Here is a 16,443-nt window from a genome sequence, read left to right on the forward strand (position 1 = left end):
TTCAGGCCGCCTCGCTGCGAGCGGCGGCCATCAGCGCCTCGATCTCGGCGACGGTCTTCGGCACACCATTGGTCAGCACTTCGCAGCCGGTCTTGGTGACCACCACGTCGTCCTCGATGCGCACGCCGATGCCGCGCCACTTCTTCGCCACATTCTGGTTGTCCGGGGCGATGTAGATGCCCGGCTCGACGGTCATCGCCATGCCCGGCTCGAGCACCCGCCATTCGCCGCCTACCTTGTAGTCGCCGACGTCGTGCACATCGAGACCCAGCCAGTGGCCGGCGCGGTGCATGTAGAACGGCTTGTAGGCCTCGCTGGCGATCAGCTCGTTGAGTTCGCCCTGCAGCAGGCCGAGTTCGATCAGCCCGGCGGTGATCACCTGCACGGTGGCCTCGTGGGCCTCGTTCCAGTGCTTGCCCGGGGCGATCTGCTCGAACGCGGCCATGTTGGCGGCCAGCACCAGCTCGTAGATGGCCTTCTGCTCAGGCGAAAAGCTGCCGTTGGCCGGGAAGGTGCGGGTGATGTCGCTGGCGTAGCAGTCGATCTCGCAGCCGGCGTCGATCAGTACCAGGTCGCCGTCCTTCAACGGCGCGTCGTTCTCGCGGTAATGCAGGATGCAGGCGTTGCGCCCGGCGGCGACGATCGAGCCGTAGGCCGGCATCTTCGCCCCGCCCTTGCGGAACTCGTAGTCCAGCTCGGCTTCCAGGTGATACTCGCTGAGCCCCGGACGGCTGGCCTGCATGGCGCGGATGTGGGCGCGCGCGGAAATCGCCGCGGCCTCCTTCATCACCTTCACCTCGGCCGCGCTCTTGTACAGGCGCATGTCGTGCAGCAGGTGGTCGAGGGCGACGAATTCATTCGGCGGCTGGGCGCCCTGGCGCGCCTTGGAGCGGATCACGTTGATCCACTCCATCAGGTGCTGGTCGAACTCCTGGTTGGTGCCGATCGCGTAGTAGACGCGGTCGCGGCCCTCGATCAGACCCGGCAGGATGTCGTCGATGTCGCCGATGGGGAACGCATCGTCGGCGCCGTATTCGCTGATCGCCCCGTCCTGACCGGCACGCAGGCCGTCCCACAACTCACGCTCGGGATCGCGCTCGCGGCAGAACAGCAGGCACTCGCCATGCGCGCGACCGGGAATCAGCACCAGCACCGCCTCCGGCTCGGGGAAGCCGCAGAGGTATTGGAAGTCGCTGTCCTGGCGGTACACGTGCTCGACATCGCGGTTGCGGATATACACCGGCGCGGCCGGCAGAATGGCGATGCTGTTGGCTTCCATCTGCGCCATCAGCGCCTTGCGCCGACGGGCATATTCCGACTTGGGAATGCGGATCATAGGCTGGACCACTTCGCTCAGTGCAGGGAGGGTTTGGGTTCCGGTGCCTGGGGCTTGGCGCACTCGGTGTAGAGCAGCAGCGGCGCGACGCGCAGATACTCCATCACTTCCATATAGTCGCTTTCGCCATCTTCGGATTCTTCCAGGGCACTTTGCACCTGGGCGATGGCGGCGAGGTCCTGCAGCACTTCCATGGCTTCGCTGCTCAACGCGGCGTCGCCGGCGACCAGGCCGAAGCCGCCGAGGAAGCCTTGGCACCACTGGCCCAGGGCGGTGGCACGCTCGGCCAGCGGCGCGTCGTCACCGGGCAGCAACAGGACCACGGTCATGTCCTCGCCGGTCAGCTCGCCCTTGACCATCTCCTGCAGGCCGAGCAGCGCCTGGCGCACATTGTCCTGCGGCTCGGCGCCAAGCAACTCGCTGGCATCGACCAGCCAGGCTTGCGCATCGAAGCCGGCGCCGGCGCAGCTGCGACCGAGCAGCAGGCCGTGCAATTCGGCCGGGGAAACGGGTTGACCGCTGCTCGCGAGCAGGGTGGCGAAAGCACTGTAGGGGGAGTTCTGCATGGGCGTGGCCAACTAGGCGCGCTAAGGCGCAATGACTAGAATGAAGGCCTCGTATCCTAGCACCGGCAAGCGCGCCAAGACTAATCCACAGGCCGCGTGCGAGCCGCGCCGGATGCCGATCGCTTGCCCGTTGCGCCTGCCGCTCCTATATAGTTGCCATCACTCCCAGCCCCTAGCGAGATTCTATGGAAGACGCCGATCTGCAAGCGCTGAGCGCCCGGCTGGAACTGCTGATCCGCCGGGTCGAACAACTCAAGGTCGAGAATCAGTTGCTGCGGGCGGGCGAACGGGCCTGGCGCGAAGAGCGCGCTCATCTGATTGAAAAGAACGAAATGGCCCGGCATAAGGTCGAATCGATGATTTCGCGCCTGAAAGCCCTGGAGCACGACTCATGACCCAGCCGAACACCGTCACCGTCCATATCCTCGATAAGGACTACTGCATCAACTGTCCGCCGGAAGAGCGCGCCAACCTGGAGAGCGCCGCCCGCTACCTGGACGGCAAGATGCGCGAGATCCGCATGAGCGGCAAAGTCATCGGCGCCGACCGCGTGGCGGTGATGGCCGCCCTGAACATCACCCACGACCTGCTGCACCGTCAGCAGCACCTCGACCAGCAGGCCAGCTCGACCCGCGATCAGGTGCGCGACCTGCTCGACCGCGTCGACCAGGCGCTGGCCGCCGATCAGGACGGCCACTAGGTCTGAACCCATGGCCAAGGATTGGGGTATACTGGCCGCCGCTCCCTGGAGTGTGCGCCAGTCGGGTACGTCCCTGAGCCGATACGCACAAACCCGGGGGTTGCAAGTTGGGGCCGGTGTGCATGTCCGCCTGACGGAAAGCCTTAACGCCTCCTGCAACCTCCACCTTGAACTCTCGGGTTCAAGGGCAGAACCGACAGCGGCACGTCGGGGGGTCTTCTTCCGGAGGTCAGCGTCACGCGACGCTGGCCACCACTCTCGCAGCACCACGCGCGCCTTCGCATGATCATCGCCGCCGACCTGTCGCGCGCCGCCCTGCGTCGCCAGCTGCGCCTCGCCCGCCGGGCGCTCAGCGCGCCGCAGCAACGCCGCGCCGCCGACGCGCTGTATCGCCAGCTGGCACAGCACCCGCTGTTCCGCCGCGCCCGCCACATCGCCCTGTACCTGCCCAATGACGGCGAGATCGACCCGCGCCCGTTGCTGCGCGCCGCCCAACGACGCGGCAAGGCCACCTACCTGCCGGTGCTCAATCCCTGGCCACGCACGCGCATGGTGTTCCAGCGCGTGCGCCCGCATGAGGCACTGCTGCGCAATCGCTTCGGCATCCTCGAGCCACGCCTGATGCATGGTCGACAACGTCGGGTGTGGGCACTGGATCTGGTGCTGATGCCGCTGGTCGGCTTCGATGCGGAGGGCGGACGCCTGGGCATGGGTGGCGGCTTCTACGACCGCAGCCTGGCCTATCGGGCACGGCGCAAAAATGCGCAGAAACCGACGCTATTGGGTCTCGCACATGAATGTCAGAAGGTCGATCGACTGGCCCTGGCCAGTTGGGACGTGCCGCTGCGGGCGACGGTGACGGATAAGGCGTGGTACTGACGGCACCGCGATCCTTGCGGTGCGAACGGCATCAAGCAGGGACTCAGGGTTGCGGCTGCGCGACCTTGACGGTGGCGTCACCCTGACGTTCCCACAGGCTCTGGGTGTAACCGGTGGTTACCACACCCAGGCTGAACACAATTACTAAAACCCACAACAGATCTGGTTTTCGTTTCATCATTGCCTCCCCCTTCAAGGCAATTCACGCGCTGATCGCGTTGTTGTTATTGGATGCAACAGCGCCAAGCATAAGCCGCGGCATTTTCCGGTAAGGTGACCCTTCGCGCAATTTCCGGCGCCAACCGGCTGTCGCAATTTTTCCCTGGGCGCTGCAACGGGCAATGGGAGGCAAACTTCATGCCGTACTGGCTGATGAAATCCGAACCCGACGAACTGTCGATTCTTGACCTCAAGCGCCTCGGTCGCGCGCGCTGGGATGGCGTGCGCAACTACCAGGCGCGCAACTTCCTGCGCAGCATGCAGGTCGGCGAGCTGTTCTTCTTCTACCACTCCAGCTGCCCGCAGCCAGGCATCGCCGGGATCGCGCGGATCGCCTCGGCCACCTACCCCGACCCCACCGCGCTGGACCCCGCCAGCCACTACTTCGACGCCAAGGCCAGCGCCGAGAAGAACCCGTGGAGCGCGCTGGACGTGGAGTTCGTCGAAGCCTTCCCCAACGTGATCGGCCTGCCGCGCTTGCGCGCCAGCACCGCGCTGGCGGAACTGGCGCTGGTGCAGCGTGGCAGCCGACTGTCGGTCATGCCGGTCGATGCAGAGCAGTGGGCCGCCGTGCTGAGTCTGCGTTAGACTGAGCATGGCACCGTGCTATCACTCGCTTCGCGCGCCAGGAACCCCTCACCCATGTCGTCCGCTCGCCCCACTTGGCTAGCCCGCCTCGTGCTCGTCCTGCTGTTGCTGGCGCTGAGCGGCACCAGCGTGGCGATCTGGCTGCTGCTCGAGCGCAACCAGGCGCAGCGCGTGCAGGAACGCGTCGACACCCAGGCACAGGCGCTCGCCCAACAACTCGAAGGACGCCTCAGCGAACAGCTGCAGGACCTGCGCGTCCTGGCTGCGCTGTGGAACCAGCGCGGCCGCCTGCCCCGCGAGGAATGGGACCTGTATGTGCGCTTCTGCCTGGACGGTTTCGGCGCCTACCAGTCGATCCAGTGGGTCGGCGCCGACCTGCACATGCGCTGGCTGCTGCCGGTGCAGGGCAACGAGGCCGCGCTGGGCTTCCAGCTGAACCCAGAGCACCCCAACTACCCGCTGGCAATGGACGCCAAGGCCAGCGGCCAGCCGCGCTTCTCCGACAGCTTCGCGCTGCTGCAGGGTGGCCGCGGGCTGATCCTCTACACGCCGCTGTACCTGCGCGATGCCAGTGGACAGCAGCAGTTCGACGGCTTCCTGCAGGGCGTGTTCCGCGTCGAGCGACTGCTCGACGAGTTGCTCGACGACCTCGGTAATCGCCACTTCAACCTGCGCCTGCTGGAACACGACACCCCGGTCTATCGCCGCGAGACCGACGCCTGGCAGCCGCGCCTGCAGCAGCAGGTGCCGCTGCAGCTGCTCGGCAATCCGCACTTCACCCTGCAGCTCAGCCCCACCGAGGAGCTTCTCCAGCAGCTCGACTCGCCGTTGCCAAGCCTGGTGCTCGGCAGCGGCCTGGCGATCAGCCTGCTGCTGGTCGCCGCCTGCGCGCTGGCGCTGGACAACGCGCGGCGCGCCGCCGCGCTGCAGCTCGGCAACCAGCGCCTCAACCAGGAAATCCAGCAGCGCGAGGTGGTCGAGCAGATTCTTCGCGACAGCCGCGAGCGCCTGCAGCTGGTGGTCGACATGACCGATGCCAGCCCCGACGGGCTGTTCATCATCGACCCGGCCAGTCGCGAGGTGCTACACATGAATCGCGCCACCTACGCCAGCCTCGGCTACAGCGCCGAGCAGTTCGCCGCGCTGCTCAAGGACGATCCGGAACGCGTGCTGCCCGGCTTCCATGCCTGGCTGCAGCATCTGCGCGCCGCGCAGCAGGACGACGACCCCAGCGCCCTGGTACAGCGCGAGATGCGCCGCAGCGACGGCAGCCGCCAGGCGGCGGAGATCAATGCGCAGCTGGTGCAGGTCAACGACCACGACTACCTGATCGGCATCTCCCGCGACAACAGCGAACGCCTGCAGTTGGAGGCCAAGCTGCAGCGCCTGTCCAAGCAGGACGGCCTGACTGGCCTGTACAACCGCCGCTACTTCGACCGCCAGCTGCTCAGCGAATGGCGGCGCCTGAGCCGGACCGCCCAGCCGATGGCGTTGCTGATGCTGGATATCGACCACTTCAAGGCCTACAACGACGCGCTCGGCCATCTGGCCGGCGACGATGCGCTGCGCCGGGTCGCCAAGGTCTTGCAGGGCTGCATGCAGCGCGAGGGCGATGCGGCCTGTCGCTACGGCGGCGAGGAGTTTGCGCTGATCCTCACCGACACCGACCTGGAGGGTGCCGAGCACGTCGCCGCGCGGGTGCTGCAGCTGGTCGCCGAGCTGGGCCTGGAACATCCCGGCAGTCCGCTGGGCCGCCTGAGCCTGAGCATCGGCCTGACGGCGACCACGCCGAGCGCCGAGCAGAAGCCCAAGCTGCTGATCGAACGCAGCGACCAGGCGCTGTACCGCGCCAAGCACGAGGGACGCAACCGCGCCTGCACCTGGCAGGCCGGGCGCGCCGGCTAGACGCTTACTGAACGATCAGGTTGTTGAACAGCAGGTCGTCGACCAGCGGCTTGCCTTCTTCCTGGGTGAGCACCTGCTGCACCTGCTTGAGCGCCTCCTGGCGCAGCGCTTCCTTGGCCTCCAGGGTGCTGAGGGTCTGCTCGGTCTGCTGCGAGAAGAGCATCACCAGCTGGTTGCGGATCAGCGGCTCGTGGTGCTCGACCTTGGCCTTGGCCTCGCTGCCGGTGACGCGCAGGGCGATGTCGGCCTTGAAGAACTTCAGGCGCGGGCCGTTGCCGAAGTTGCCGACAATCGCCGGCACCAGACCGACGTAGGCCACCTGCTGCTCGGCGCCTTCCTTGCCCTCTTTCTCTTCATTGGCGAACGCGGCGAGCGGCAGGACTACCGCCAGCAGTAGAGCGATCCAGGCTTTCACGGCAACGGATTCCTTGGGCAACGATGGGGCGCCTAGCATAGCGAGCGGCGCGCCGTGCCCCAAGCCCGATGCTTATGCAGCGCTATCAGGACAGGCCATGCTCGTTGACCGCCCCGCCGCCCTCTCTACACTCAGGCCCCAGAATAAGCAGAGGAACTCCCCATGAAAGCCGTGCTGTGCAAAGCCTTCGGCCCCGCCGAAACCCTGGTGCTGGAAGAAGTCTCCAGCCCCGTCCCGAAGAAATTCGAGGTCCTGCTCGATGTACATGCCGCCGGGGTCAACTTTCCCGACACCCTGATCATCGAGGGCAAGTACCAGTTCAAGCCGCCGTTCCCGTTCTCGCCAGGTGGCGAGGCGTCCGGCGTGGTCGCCGCGGTCGGCGAGAAGGTCACCCACGTCAAGCCCGGTGACCGGGTCATGGCCCTGACCGGCTGGGGCGCGTTCGCCGAGCAGGTCGCGGTCGGCGCGGACAAGGTGATGCCGATCCCGGCCAGCCTCGACTTCAACTCCGCCGCCGCGTTCGGCATGACCTACGGCACCTCGCTGCATGCCCTGAAACAGCGCGCCAACCTGCAGCCGGGCGAGACCCTGCTGGTGCTCGGCGCCTCCGGTGGCGTCGGCCTGGCCGCGGTGGAAATCGGCAAGGCGATGGGCGCGCGGGTAATCGCTGCGGCGAGCAGCGCGGAGAAGCTGGCAGTGGCCAAGGCCGCCGGCGCCGACGAGCTGATCAACTACAGCGAAGAGAACCTGCGCGAGCGGCTCAAGGAGCTCACCGGCGAGCACGGCGTCGACGTGGTCTATGACCCGGTCGGCGGCGAACTGCTCGAGCAGGCGTTCCGCAGCATCGCCTGGAACGGCCGCTTCCTGGTGGTCGGTTTCGCCAGCGGTGGCGGCATCCCGGCGCTGCCGGCCAACCTGCCGCTGCTCAAGGGCGCCTCGCTGGTCGGCGTGTTCTGGGGCGCGTTTGCCGCGCGCCAGCCGCAGGACAACGCGGCGAACTTCCAGCAGCTGTTCCAGTGGCATGCCGAAGGCAAGCTCAAGCCGCTGGTGTCGAAAGCCTTCCCGCTGGCCAACGCCGCCGAGGCGATCAACCACCTCGGCCAGCGCAAGGCGGTCGGCAAGGTGGTGGTGCAGGTGCGCTAAGGCGCCGCTGCCCGCGCCATGAAAAAAGCCGCCCGCGGGCGGCTTTTTCGTTCCTGTCGGCTACTCGCGCGGCGCGTAGGCAAACACGTCGGCGCGCATCTGGTGGGCGTCCATCCCCGCCGCGACCAGCGCGTCGAGGGTGCCGTAGACCATTGCCGGCGAGCCGCTGGCGTACACGTGCAGCGCGGAGAGGTCGGCGAAGTCCTCGCAGACCGCCTCGTGCAGCATGCCGCAACGCCCGCCCCAGGCGCACAGCTCGCTGACCACCCGGTGCAGGTGCAGGTTGTCGAGGCGCCGCCACTCCTGCCAGTGCTCCAGCGCGTAGAAGTCGTCCGGCTGGCGCACGCCCCAGTACAGGTGCACCGGGTGCTTGAAGCCAGTCGAGCGGCAATGCTCGATCAGGCTGTGCATCTGCGCCATACCGGTGCCGGCGGCGATCAGCACCAGCGGGCCGTCCGGCAGCTCGGCCAGGTGGGTATCACCGAACGGCAGCTGCACCCGCGCCAGGCGCGTGCGCTGCAGCTGGGCGAGGATCGCCTGGGTGCTGACTTCGCGATTGAGGATATGCAGCTCCAGCTCGCGGCCCTGGTGCGGCGCCGAGGCCAGCGAGAACGCCGACCATTCGCCGTCGTCGCGCTCGAGCAGCAGGTACTGCCCGGCGTGGTAGCGCGGCGGCTTGCCGGCCGGCGCGCGCAGGCGCACGCGCCAGACATCGCCACCCAGCTCAACGCAGTCGATCAGCTGGCAGCTGAGGGTGCGCTGCGGCAGTTCGCCGGGGGCAAGCACGCCGTCCCAATGCAGCACGCAGTCTTGCAGCGGCTCGGCCAGGCAGGTGAACAGTTCGCCCTGGCCGATCTCGGCGCCAGCCTGGCGCACCCGGCCTTCGACCAGCAGCGCCGCGCAGATGTGGCAGTTGCCGTTGCGGCAGCTCTGCGGGCAGTCGTAGCCGAGGCGCCGCGCGCCATCGAGGATGCGTTCGCCGGGCTGCAGGTCGAGCACCGCGCCGGAGGGTTGCAGGGTCACTTTCATCAATCGATGCCCAGCTCCGCCCACAGCGCGTCGACGCGCTGCTTGACCGCCTCGTCCTGGACGATCGCCCGGCCCCATTCGCGGCTGGTCTCGCCCGGCCACTTGTGGGTGGCGTCGAGGCCCATCTTCGAGCCGAGGCCGGAGATCGGCGAGGCGAAGTCGAGGTAGTCGATCGGCGTGTTGTCGATCAGCACCGTGTCGCGTTTGGGGTCCATGCGCGTGGTGATCGCCCAGATCACGTCGTTCCAGTCGCGCGCATTGACGTCGTCGTCGGTGACGATGACGAACTTGGTGTACATGAACTGGCGCAGGAAGCTCCACACGCCGAGCATCACCCGCTTGGCGTGGCCGGGGTACTGCTTCTTGATGGTCACTACCGCCAGGCGATACGAGCAGCCTTCCGGCGGCAGGTAGAAGTCGGTGATCTCCGGGAACTGCTTCTGCAGGATCGGCACGAACACTTCGTTGAGCGCCACCCCAAGCACCGCCGGCTCATCCGGTGGGCGGCCGGTGTAGGTGCTGTGGTAGATCGGCTTCTGCCGGCGGGTGATGCGCTCGACGGTGAACACCGGGAAGCGGTCGACCTCGTTGTAGTAGCCAGTGTGGTCGCCGTACGGGCCTTCGTCGGCCATCTCGCCGGGATGGATCACCCCTTCGAGGACGATCTCGGCACTGGCCGGCACCTGCAGGTCACTGCCGCGCGCCTTGACCAGCTCGGTGCGGTGGCCGCGCAGCAGGCCGGCGAAGGCGTATTCGGAGAGGCTGTCGGGCACCGGGGTGACCGCGCCGAGGATGGTCGCCGGATCGGCGCCGAGCGCCACGGCCACCGGGTACGGCTGGCCGGGAAACTTCTCGCACCAGTCGCGGAAATCCAGGGCGCCGCCGCGATGGCTGAGCCAGCGCATGATCACCTTGTTGCGGCCGATCACCTGCTGGCGATAGATACCGAGGTTCTGCCGGTCCTTGTTGGGGCCCTTGGTGATGGTCAGGCCCCAGGTGATCAGCGGGCCGACGTCGCCCGGCCAGCAGGTCTGCACCGGCAGCTTGCCGAGGTCGACATCGTCGCCCTCCTCGATCACTTCCTGGCACGGCGCATCCTTGAGCACCTTGGGTGCCATGGACAGGACCTTCTTGAAGATCGGCAGCTTCGACCAGGCGTCCTTGAGACCCTTAGGCGGCTCCGGCTCCTTGAGGAAGGCCAGTAGCTTGCCGATCTCGCGCAGCTCGCCGACGTCCTCGGCGCCCATGCCCAGCGCCACGCGCTGCGGCGTGCCGAACAGGTTGCCGAGCACCGGCATATTGAAGCCGGTGGGATTCTCGAACAGCAGCGCCGGGCCGCCCTTGCGCAGGGTGCGGTCGCAGATTTCGGTCATGTCCAGCACCGGCGACACCGGCGTCTGGATACGCTTGAGCTCGCCGCGCTGCTCGAGCGCGCGGATAAAGTCGCGCAGGTCGCGATACTGCATGCGAGGGCCTCGTAGGTCGGGGCGCAAAGTTTAGCGCCGAACTGGGGCATTCAGAAGGATGAGCGGACGCCAGATGTGCAAAAGCCGGGTTTCCCCGGCTTTTAGCGAACGACAATGGGACGTTCGGGAGCGTAGCGAGCGAAGGTCGGGCTAGGCAAAAATGGCCGAGGGAGCGGAATTTACATCTGTAAATGAGCATCCCGAAGCCATTTTTAACGCCGCATGACCGAGCGCAGTAGCTTCCTATTTGCGCTTCATGGACATGAAGAATTCGTCGTTCGTCTTGGTGTCCTTCAGCTTGTCGATGAGGAACTCGATGGCGGCGATCTCGTCCATCGGGTGCAGCAGCTTGCGCAGAATCCACATGCGCTGCAGCTCGTCTTCGGCAGTCAGCAACTCTTCGCGGCGGGTGCCGGAGCGGTTGATGTTGATCGCCGGGAACACACGCTTCTCGGCGATGCGCCGGTCCAGCGGCAGCTCCATGTTGCCGGTGCCCTTGAATTCCTCGTAGATCACTTCGTCCATCTTCGAGCCGGTTTCCACCAGCGCGGTGGCGAGGATGGTCAGCGAGCCGCCTTCCTCGATGTTGCGCGCGGCGCCGAAGAAGCGCTTCGGCTTCTCCAGGGCGTGGGCGTCGACACCACCGGTGAGGACCTTGCCGGAGCTCGGGATCACGGTGTTGTAGGCGCGCGCCAGACGGGTGATGGAGTCGAGCAGGATGACCACGTCCTTCTTGTGCTCGACCAGGCGCTTGGCCTTCTCGATCACCATTTCGGCGACCTGCACGTGGCGGGTCGGCGGTTCGTCGAAGGTCGAGGCGACCACTTCGCCGCGCACGGTGCGCTGCATCTCGGTTACTTCTTCCGGGCGCTCGTCGATCAGCAGAACGATCAGGTGGCACTCGGGGTTGTTGCGAGTGATGTTGGCGGCGATGTTCTGCAGCATGATCGTTTTGCCGGCTTTCGGCGGGGCGACGATCAGGCCGCGCTGGCCCTTGCCGATCGGGGCACAGAGGTCGATCACCCGGCCGGTGATGTCCTCGGTGGAGCCGTTGCCGGCTTCCATGATCAGGCGCTTGTTGGGGAACAGCGGCGTCAGGTTCTCGAACAGGATCTTGTTCTTGGCGTTTTCCGGGCGGTCGAAGTTGATCGTGTCGACCTTGAGCAGGGCGAAGTAACGCTCGCCTTCTTTCGGCGGGCGGATCTTGCCGACGATGGTGTCACCGGTACGCAGGTTGAAGCGGCGGATCTGGCTGGGCGAGACATAGATGTCGTCCGGGCCGGCCAGGTACGAGGAGTCGGCGGAGCGCAGAAAGCCGAAGCCGTCCTGGAGGATCTCCAGCACGCCGTCACCGGAAATTTCTTCACCGCTTTTCGAGTGCTTCTTGAGCAGGGCGAAGATCACATCCTGCTTGCGCGAACGGGCCATGTTCTCGATGCCCATTTGTTCGGCCATTTCCAGCAGTTCGGTAATCGGCTTTTGCTTGAGTTCGGTCAGATTCATAGGAATGACGTAATGATGAAGGGGGAGGGAGAGAGCCGTGGGCTCAGAAGGCCGCGTCGCGGAAGAAGGCGACAGGATCGCGTACTTATTCGAGTTAGGAGTGCGTCGACGACGGCTTTTGGAAGGCAGCGGAGAAACCGTTGCGTGGCCGAATTTAGCACCGCCATCAGGCGCCCGTCTAGTCTCTGCGCCATGAAAAAGCCCCGCATTGCGCGGGGCTTTTGGGCGACGCTTTAGATATTGGCGTCGAGGAAGGCTGCCAGCTGCGATTTCGACAGCGCACCGACCTTGGTCGCTTCGACGTTGCCGCCTTTGAACAGCATCAGCGTCGGGATACCACGCACGCCGTATTTCGGCGGGGTTTCCTGGTTTTCGTCGATGTTCAGCTTGCAGACTTTCAGTTTGCCTTGGTAGGTCTGGGCGATCTCGTCCAGCACCGGGGCGATCATCTTGCACGGGCCGCACCACTCGGCCCAGTAGTCGACCAGCACCGGGCCATTCGCCTGGAGCACTTCCTGGTCGAAGCTGGAATCGCTGACGTTGGTGATGAGTTCGCTCATGAAATCTCTCCGTGGGGCTCGGAAGCAAAAAGTGGCGCCATCATAGCCCGGCTTGGCGGTGGCCGAAAGGCGCCGGCGATTGAGCTTGGCTATGGCCTCCATTGCATATAAAGCCGAACCGAGGAGCCTGGCAAGCTGACGCACGGTGCCGCCACGGGACTGTCACACAGCGCGCGGCAGAATGTCGCAACCCGGTTTGCCGAGCCCTGCGGACCCTGCCCGTGCCCCCTCGCAGTCACCTCCCCGCCCACGACGCGCCGCCCAGCGGTACGCCCGTACCGCGCTTCGCGTTGGCGTTGCTGGCCTATCATGGCAGGATGTCGCGGTTCCGCATCGAGACCCAGCCCATGCCGCAAAGCGCAGTCAAAGACTTCCCCCTCATCGCCGCCATCGATCTGGGCTCGAACAGCTTCCACATCGTCCTGGCCAAGGCCGATCACGGCGAGATTCGCATCCTGGAGCGGCTCGGGGAGAAGGTGCAGCTGGCCGCCGGGATCGACGAACAGCGCCTGCTCAGCGAGGACGCCATGCAGCGCGGCCTCGACTGCCTGCGCCGTTTCGCCCAACTGATCAACGGTCTGCCGCAGGGTTCGGTGCGCGTGGTCGGCACCAACGCGCTGCGCGAGGCGCGCAACCGCGGCGAGTTCATCCGCCGCGCCGAGGAAGTGCTCGGCCACCCGGTGGAAGTCATCTCCGGTCGTGAAGAAGCGCGCCTGATCCACCTCGGCGTCTCGCACACCCTCGCCGACACCCCCGGCAAGCGCCTGGTGGTCGACATCGGCGGCGGCAGCACCGAGTTCATCATCGGCTATCGCTTCGAGCCGCTGCTGCGCGAGAGCCTGCAGATGGGCTGCGTGAGCTTCACCCAGCGCTATTTCAAGGACGGCAAGATCACCCCGGCGCGCTACGCCCAGGCCTACACCGCGGCACGCCTCGAGTTGATGGGCATCGAGCAGGGCCTGCGTCGACTGGCCTGGCAGGAAGCCATCGGCGCCTCCGGGACCATCCGCGCAGTCGGGCTGGCCAGCAAGGCCGGCGGCTTCGGCAGCGGCGAGATCACCCCGGACGGCATCGCCTGGCTGAAGCGCAAGTTGTTCAAGCTAGGCGACGCCGACAAGCTCGACCTCGACGGCATCAAGCCGGACCGCCGGGCGATCTTCCCGGCCGGCCTGGCGATCATGGAAGCGATCTTCGATGCGCTGGAACTGCAGCGCATGGACCACTGCGAAGGTGCGCTGCGCGAAGGCGTGCTATACGACCTGCTTGGCCGCCATTCCCACGAGGATGTGCGCGAACGCACCCTCGGCGCGCTGATGGAGCGCTACCACGTCGATCAGGAACAGGCCGCGCGGGTCGAGGCCAAGGCGCTCTCGGCGCTGGACAAGGTCGCCGCGGCCTGGGGCCTGGACGACGCCTGGCACCATGAGCTGCTCAGCTGGGCGGCGCGGGTCCACGAGTTGGGCCTGGACATCGCCCACTACCACTACCACAAGCACGGCGCCTACCTGATCGAGCACTCCGACCTGGCCGGTTTCTCGCGCCAGGACCAGCTGATGCTGGCGCTGCTGGTGCGCGGCCATCGGCGCAACATCCCCAAGGATCGCTTCGACGAGTTCGGCGACGAAGGCCAGCAGCTGATCCGCCTGTGCGTGCTGCTGCGCTTCGCGATCCTCTTCCACCACATCCGTGGCGGCCAGGAAATGCCCGCGGTGCAGCTGCAGGCCGGCGCCAACAGTCTCGATGTGGTGTTCCCCGACGGCTGGCTGCAGGCCAATCCGCTGACCCAGGCCGACTTCGAGCAGGAAGCCGACTGGCTCAAGCGCATCGGCTTCACCCTCAGCGTGCACTGAGCGCCGCGCGGGCCCTGCGCCCGCGCCGCCCTGCCCCTCAGCGGGTGCTGATCACCGGCGCGGTGAGCTTGTCGAACAGCGCCTGCTGCGCGTTGCGCGCGTTCTGGTTGCCGGTCGGGCTGTTGCGCAGGTAGCGGCCGTCGGGCTGCAGCTGCCAGCTGTGGGTGTTGTCGCTGAGGTAGGCCTCGAGCTCCTTCTTCACCCGCAGAATGAGTTTCTTGCCTTCCACCGGGAAACAGGTCTCGACTCGCTTGTCGAGGTTGCGCTCCATCCAGTCGGCGCTGGACAGGTAGAGCTGCTCGTCGCCGTCGTTGTGGAAGTAGTAGATGCGCGTGTGCTCGAGGAAACGGCCGATGATCGAGCGTACCTGGATGTTGTGCGACACCCCCGGCACGCCCGGACGCAGGCAGCACATGCCGCGCACCACCAGGTCGATCTTCACCCCGGCCTGACTGGCCTTGTACAGCGCACGGATGATCTTCGCATCGGTCAGCGCGTTGAACTTGGCCATTATGTGCGCCGGCTTGCCTTCGCTGGCGTGCTGGGTCTCGCGGGCGATCATGTCGAGGATGCCCTTCTTCAGGGTGAACGGCGCATGCAGGAGCTTTTTCATGCGCAGCGTCTTGCCCATGCCGATCAACTGGCTGAACAGCTTGGAGACGTCCTCGCCGAGCGCCACGTCGGCAGTCAGCAGGCTGTAGTCGGTGTACAGGCGGGCGTTGCCGGCGTGGTAGTTGCCGGTGCCGAGGTGCGCGTAGCGGCGCAGCTCGCCGTTCTCGCGGCGCAGGATGAGGATCATCTTGGCGTGGGTCTTGAAGCCGACCACGCCGTAGATCACCACCGCGCCGGCGGCCTGCAGACGGCTGGCCAGCTGCAGGTTGGACTCTTCGTCGAAGCGCGCGCGCAATTCGATCACCGCGGTGACCTCCTTGCCGTTGCGCGCCGCCTCGACCAGCGCGTCGACGATCTCCGAGTTGGCCCCGGCGCGATACAGGGTCTGCTTGATCGCCAGCACGTTGGGGTCCTTGGCGGCCTGGCGCAGCAGATCGACCACCGGGGTGAACGACTCGAACGGGTGGAGCAGCAGCACGTCCTGCTTGCCGATCACGTTGAAGATGTTCTCGGCGTTCTGCAGCAGCTTGGGGATCACCGGGGTGAACGGCTTGTTCTGCAACTCCGGATGGCTGTCCAGGCCGGTGATGCTGAACAGGCGAGTCAGATTGACCGGGCCGTTGACCCGATACAGCTCGCTGTCGCTGAGGTTGAACTGCTTGAGCAGGTAGTCGGACAGGTGCGCCGGGCAGGTGTCGACCACCTCGAGGCGCACGCCGTCACCGTAACGGCGCGAGAACAGCTCGCCGCGCAGCGCGCGGGCCAGATCCTCGACGTCCTCGGTGTCCACCGACAGGTCGGCGTTGCGGGTCAGGCGGAACTGGTAGCAACCCTTGACCTTCATCCCAGGGAACAGGTCGTCGGCGTGGGCGTGGATCATCGACGAGAGGAACACGTAGTTGTCGCCCGGGCCGCTGATCTCTTCCGGCACCTTGATGATGCGCGGCAGCAAGCGCGGCGCCGGGATGATCGCCAGACCGGAGTCGCGGCCGAAGGCGTCGATGCCTTCCAGCTCGACGATGAAGTTCAGGCTCTTGTTCACCAGCAGGGGGAACGGGTGGGTCGGGTCGAGGCCGATCGGGGTGATGATCGGCGCGATTTCGTCGCGGAAGTAGCGGCGTACCCAGGCCTTGAGCTTGGCAGTCCAGAAGCGCCGGCGGATGAAGTTGATCTGGTGCTTGGCCAGCGCCGGGAACAGCACGTCGTTGAGGATTGCGTACTGGCGACCGACCTGCTCGTGCACCAGCTCGCTGATCCGCGCCAGCGCCTGATGCGGCTGCAGGCCGTCGGCGCCGGCCTGCTCACGGGCGAAGGTGATCTGCTTCTTCAGCCCGGCGACGCGGATCTCGAAAAATTCGTCGAGGTTGCTGGAGAAGATCAGCAGGAACTTCAGCCGCTCGAGCAACGGGTAGGACTCGTCCAGCGCCTGCTCCAGCACGCGGATATTGAACTTCAGCTGCGACAGCTCGCGATGGATGTACAGGCTGCTGTCATCCAGGCTGGGGATCGCCAGCGGCGCCGCGACCGGCTCCGCCGCGGCGCTCTCCGCCACCGGGGCGGGTGCCGGCGCGACTGTCTCGGCGTCGTCGAGCGGCTGCTCGATTAGGGCCGGCTCCAGGGCTTCGGCCTGGCTCAAATCCGTATCAGTGAGTCCTGCGGTATTCATCGAATC

The 16,443-nt window shown here is 66.1% G+C and carries 15 protein-coding genes and 1 other RNA gene; 8 read left to right on the top strand and 8 right to left on the bottom strand.

Translation table 11 applies throughout. The features are described 5' to 3' along the window. Nucleotide 1: 1 nt before the first annotated feature. A complete protein-coding gene (gene pepP / locus JQX08_RS21115) occupies nucleotides 2–1,336 on the bottom strand; it encodes a Xaa-Pro aminopeptidase (RefSeq protein WP_205350415.1) in 1,335 nt (444 codons plus the stop codon). Between the two features lie 17 nt (nucleotides 1,337–1,353). Further along, nucleotides 1,354–1,902 carry a YecA/YgfB family protein gene (locus JQX08_RS21120; protein WP_205350416.1) on the bottom strand — a complete coding sequence of 183 codons (549 nt, stop codon included), beginning with the start codon at nucleotides 1,900–1,902 and terminating at the stop codon, nucleotides 1,354–1,356. Nucleotides 1,903–2,087: 185 nt separating this feature from the next. Here JQX08_RS21120 and JQX08_RS21125 point away from each other — a divergent pair, with 185 nt between their 5' ends. The 6 genes from JQX08_RS21125 to JQX08_RS21150 all read left to right on the top strand — a co-directional run bounded on the left by JQX08_RS21125 (nucleotide 2,088) and on the right by JQX08_RS21150 (nucleotide 6,193). Further along, on the top strand, nucleotides 2,088–2,297 hold the full coding sequence (locus JQX08_RS21125) for a TIGR02449 family protein (RefSeq protein WP_205350417.1): 210 nt from the start codon (nucleotides 2,088–2,090) through the stop codon (nucleotides 2,295–2,297). Beyond that, complete coding sequence (locus JQX08_RS21130; RefSeq protein ID WP_205350418.1) at nucleotides 2,294–2,602, top strand: cell division protein ZapA; 309 nt, start codon at nucleotides 2,294–2,296, stop codon at nucleotides 2,600–2,602. The genes JQX08_RS21125 and JQX08_RS21130 overlap by 4 nt, the downstream gene beginning before the upstream one ends. Nucleotides 2,603–2,641: 39 nt before the next feature. After that, nucleotides 2,642–2,820: non-coding RNA, 6S RNA (ssrS, locus tag JQX08_RS21135), on the top strand. A gap of 64 nt (nucleotides 2,821–2,884) precedes the next feature. Beyond that, nucleotides 2,885–3,481, top strand: a complete 597-nt coding sequence (locus JQX08_RS21140; protein WP_205350420.1) for a 5-formyltetrahydrofolate cyclo-ligase — start codon at nucleotides 2,885–2,887, stop codon at nucleotides 3,479–3,481. 357 nt (nucleotides 3,482–3,838) lie between these two features. Next, complete coding sequence (locus JQX08_RS21145; RefSeq protein ID WP_205350421.1) at nucleotides 3,839–4,288, top strand: EVE domain-containing protein; 450 nt, start codon at nucleotides 3,839–3,841, stop codon at nucleotides 4,286–4,288. 54 nt (nucleotides 4,289–4,342) lie between these two features. Next, complete coding sequence (locus tag JQX08_RS21150) at nucleotides 4,343–6,193, top strand: sensor domain-containing diguanylate cyclase (protein ID WP_205350423.1); 1,851 nt, start codon at nucleotides 4,343–4,345, stop codon at nucleotides 6,191–6,193. A 4-nt stretch (nucleotides 6,194–6,197) separates the two neighbouring features. On the opposite strand, the gene JQX08_RS21155 is transcribed toward JQX08_RS21150, so the two are convergent. Beyond that, nucleotides 6,198–6,608 (bottom strand): flagellar basal body-associated FliL family protein, encoded by a 411-nt coding sequence (locus tag JQX08_RS21155; protein WP_205350425.1) that lies wholly within the window; start codon nucleotides 6,606–6,608, stop codon nucleotides 6,198–6,200. A gap of 162 nt (nucleotides 6,609–6,770) precedes the next feature. Here JQX08_RS21155 and JQX08_RS21160 point away from each other — a divergent pair, with 162 nt between their 5' ends. Next, entirely contained in the window at nucleotides 6,771–7,751 is a 981-nt protein-coding gene (locus JQX08_RS21160; protein ID WP_205350427.1) for an NADPH:quinone oxidoreductase family protein, read from the top strand. Between the two features lie 60 nt (nucleotides 7,752–7,811). On the opposite strand, the gene JQX08_RS21165 is transcribed toward JQX08_RS21160, so the two are convergent. From JQX08_RS21165 to trxA, 4 genes are all read right to left on the bottom strand, one after another. Beyond that, nucleotides 7,812–8,780 (bottom strand): CDP-6-deoxy-delta-3,4-glucoseen reductase, encoded by a 969-nt coding sequence (locus JQX08_RS21165; RefSeq protein ID WP_205350429.1) that lies wholly within the window; start codon nucleotides 8,778–8,780, stop codon nucleotides 7,812–7,814. Continuing rightward, the gene (gene ubiD / locus JQX08_RS21170) at nucleotides 8,780–10,246 is read right to left on the bottom strand and encodes a 4-hydroxy-3-polyprenylbenzoate decarboxylase (RefSeq protein WP_205350431.1); all 1,467 of its coding nucleotides are present in this window, start codon (nucleotides 10,244–10,246) and stop codon (nucleotides 8,780–8,782) included. Before ubiD ends, JQX08_RS21165 begins: the two co-directional genes overlap by 1 nt. 243 nt (nucleotides 10,247–10,489) lie before the next feature. Beyond that, nucleotides 10,490–11,749, bottom strand: a complete 1,260-nt coding sequence (gene rho, locus JQX08_RS21175; RefSeq protein ID WP_205350433.1) for a transcription termination factor Rho — start codon at nucleotides 11,747–11,749, stop codon at nucleotides 10,490–10,492. Nucleotides 11,750–11,982: 233 nt separating this feature from the next. After that, a complete protein-coding gene (trxA, locus tag JQX08_RS21180; protein ID WP_205350436.1) occupies nucleotides 11,983–12,309 on the bottom strand; it encodes a thioredoxin TrxA in 327 nt (108 codons plus the stop codon). Between the two features lie 347 nt (nucleotides 12,310–12,656). Here trxA and ppx point away from each other — a divergent pair, with 347 nt between their 5' ends. After that, nucleotides 12,657–14,159 (top strand): exopolyphosphatase, encoded by a 1,503-nt coding sequence (gene ppx, locus JQX08_RS21185; RefSeq protein ID WP_205350438.1) that lies wholly within the window; start codon nucleotides 12,657–12,659, stop codon nucleotides 14,157–14,159. A 37-nt stretch (nucleotides 14,160–14,196) separates the two neighbouring features. On the opposite strand, the gene ppk1 is transcribed toward ppx, so the two are convergent. Then, entirely contained in the window at nucleotides 14,197–16,437 is a 2,241-nt protein-coding gene (gene ppk1, locus JQX08_RS21190; protein ID WP_205350439.1) for a polyphosphate kinase 1, read from the bottom strand. Nucleotides 16,438–16,443 lie beyond the last annotated feature (6 nt).

This window comes from Zestomonas insulae, assembly GCF_016901015.1.
Classification (GTDB): domain Bacteria; phylum Pseudomonadota; class Gammaproteobacteria; order Pseudomonadales; family Pseudomonadaceae; genus Aquipseudomonas; species Aquipseudomonas insulae.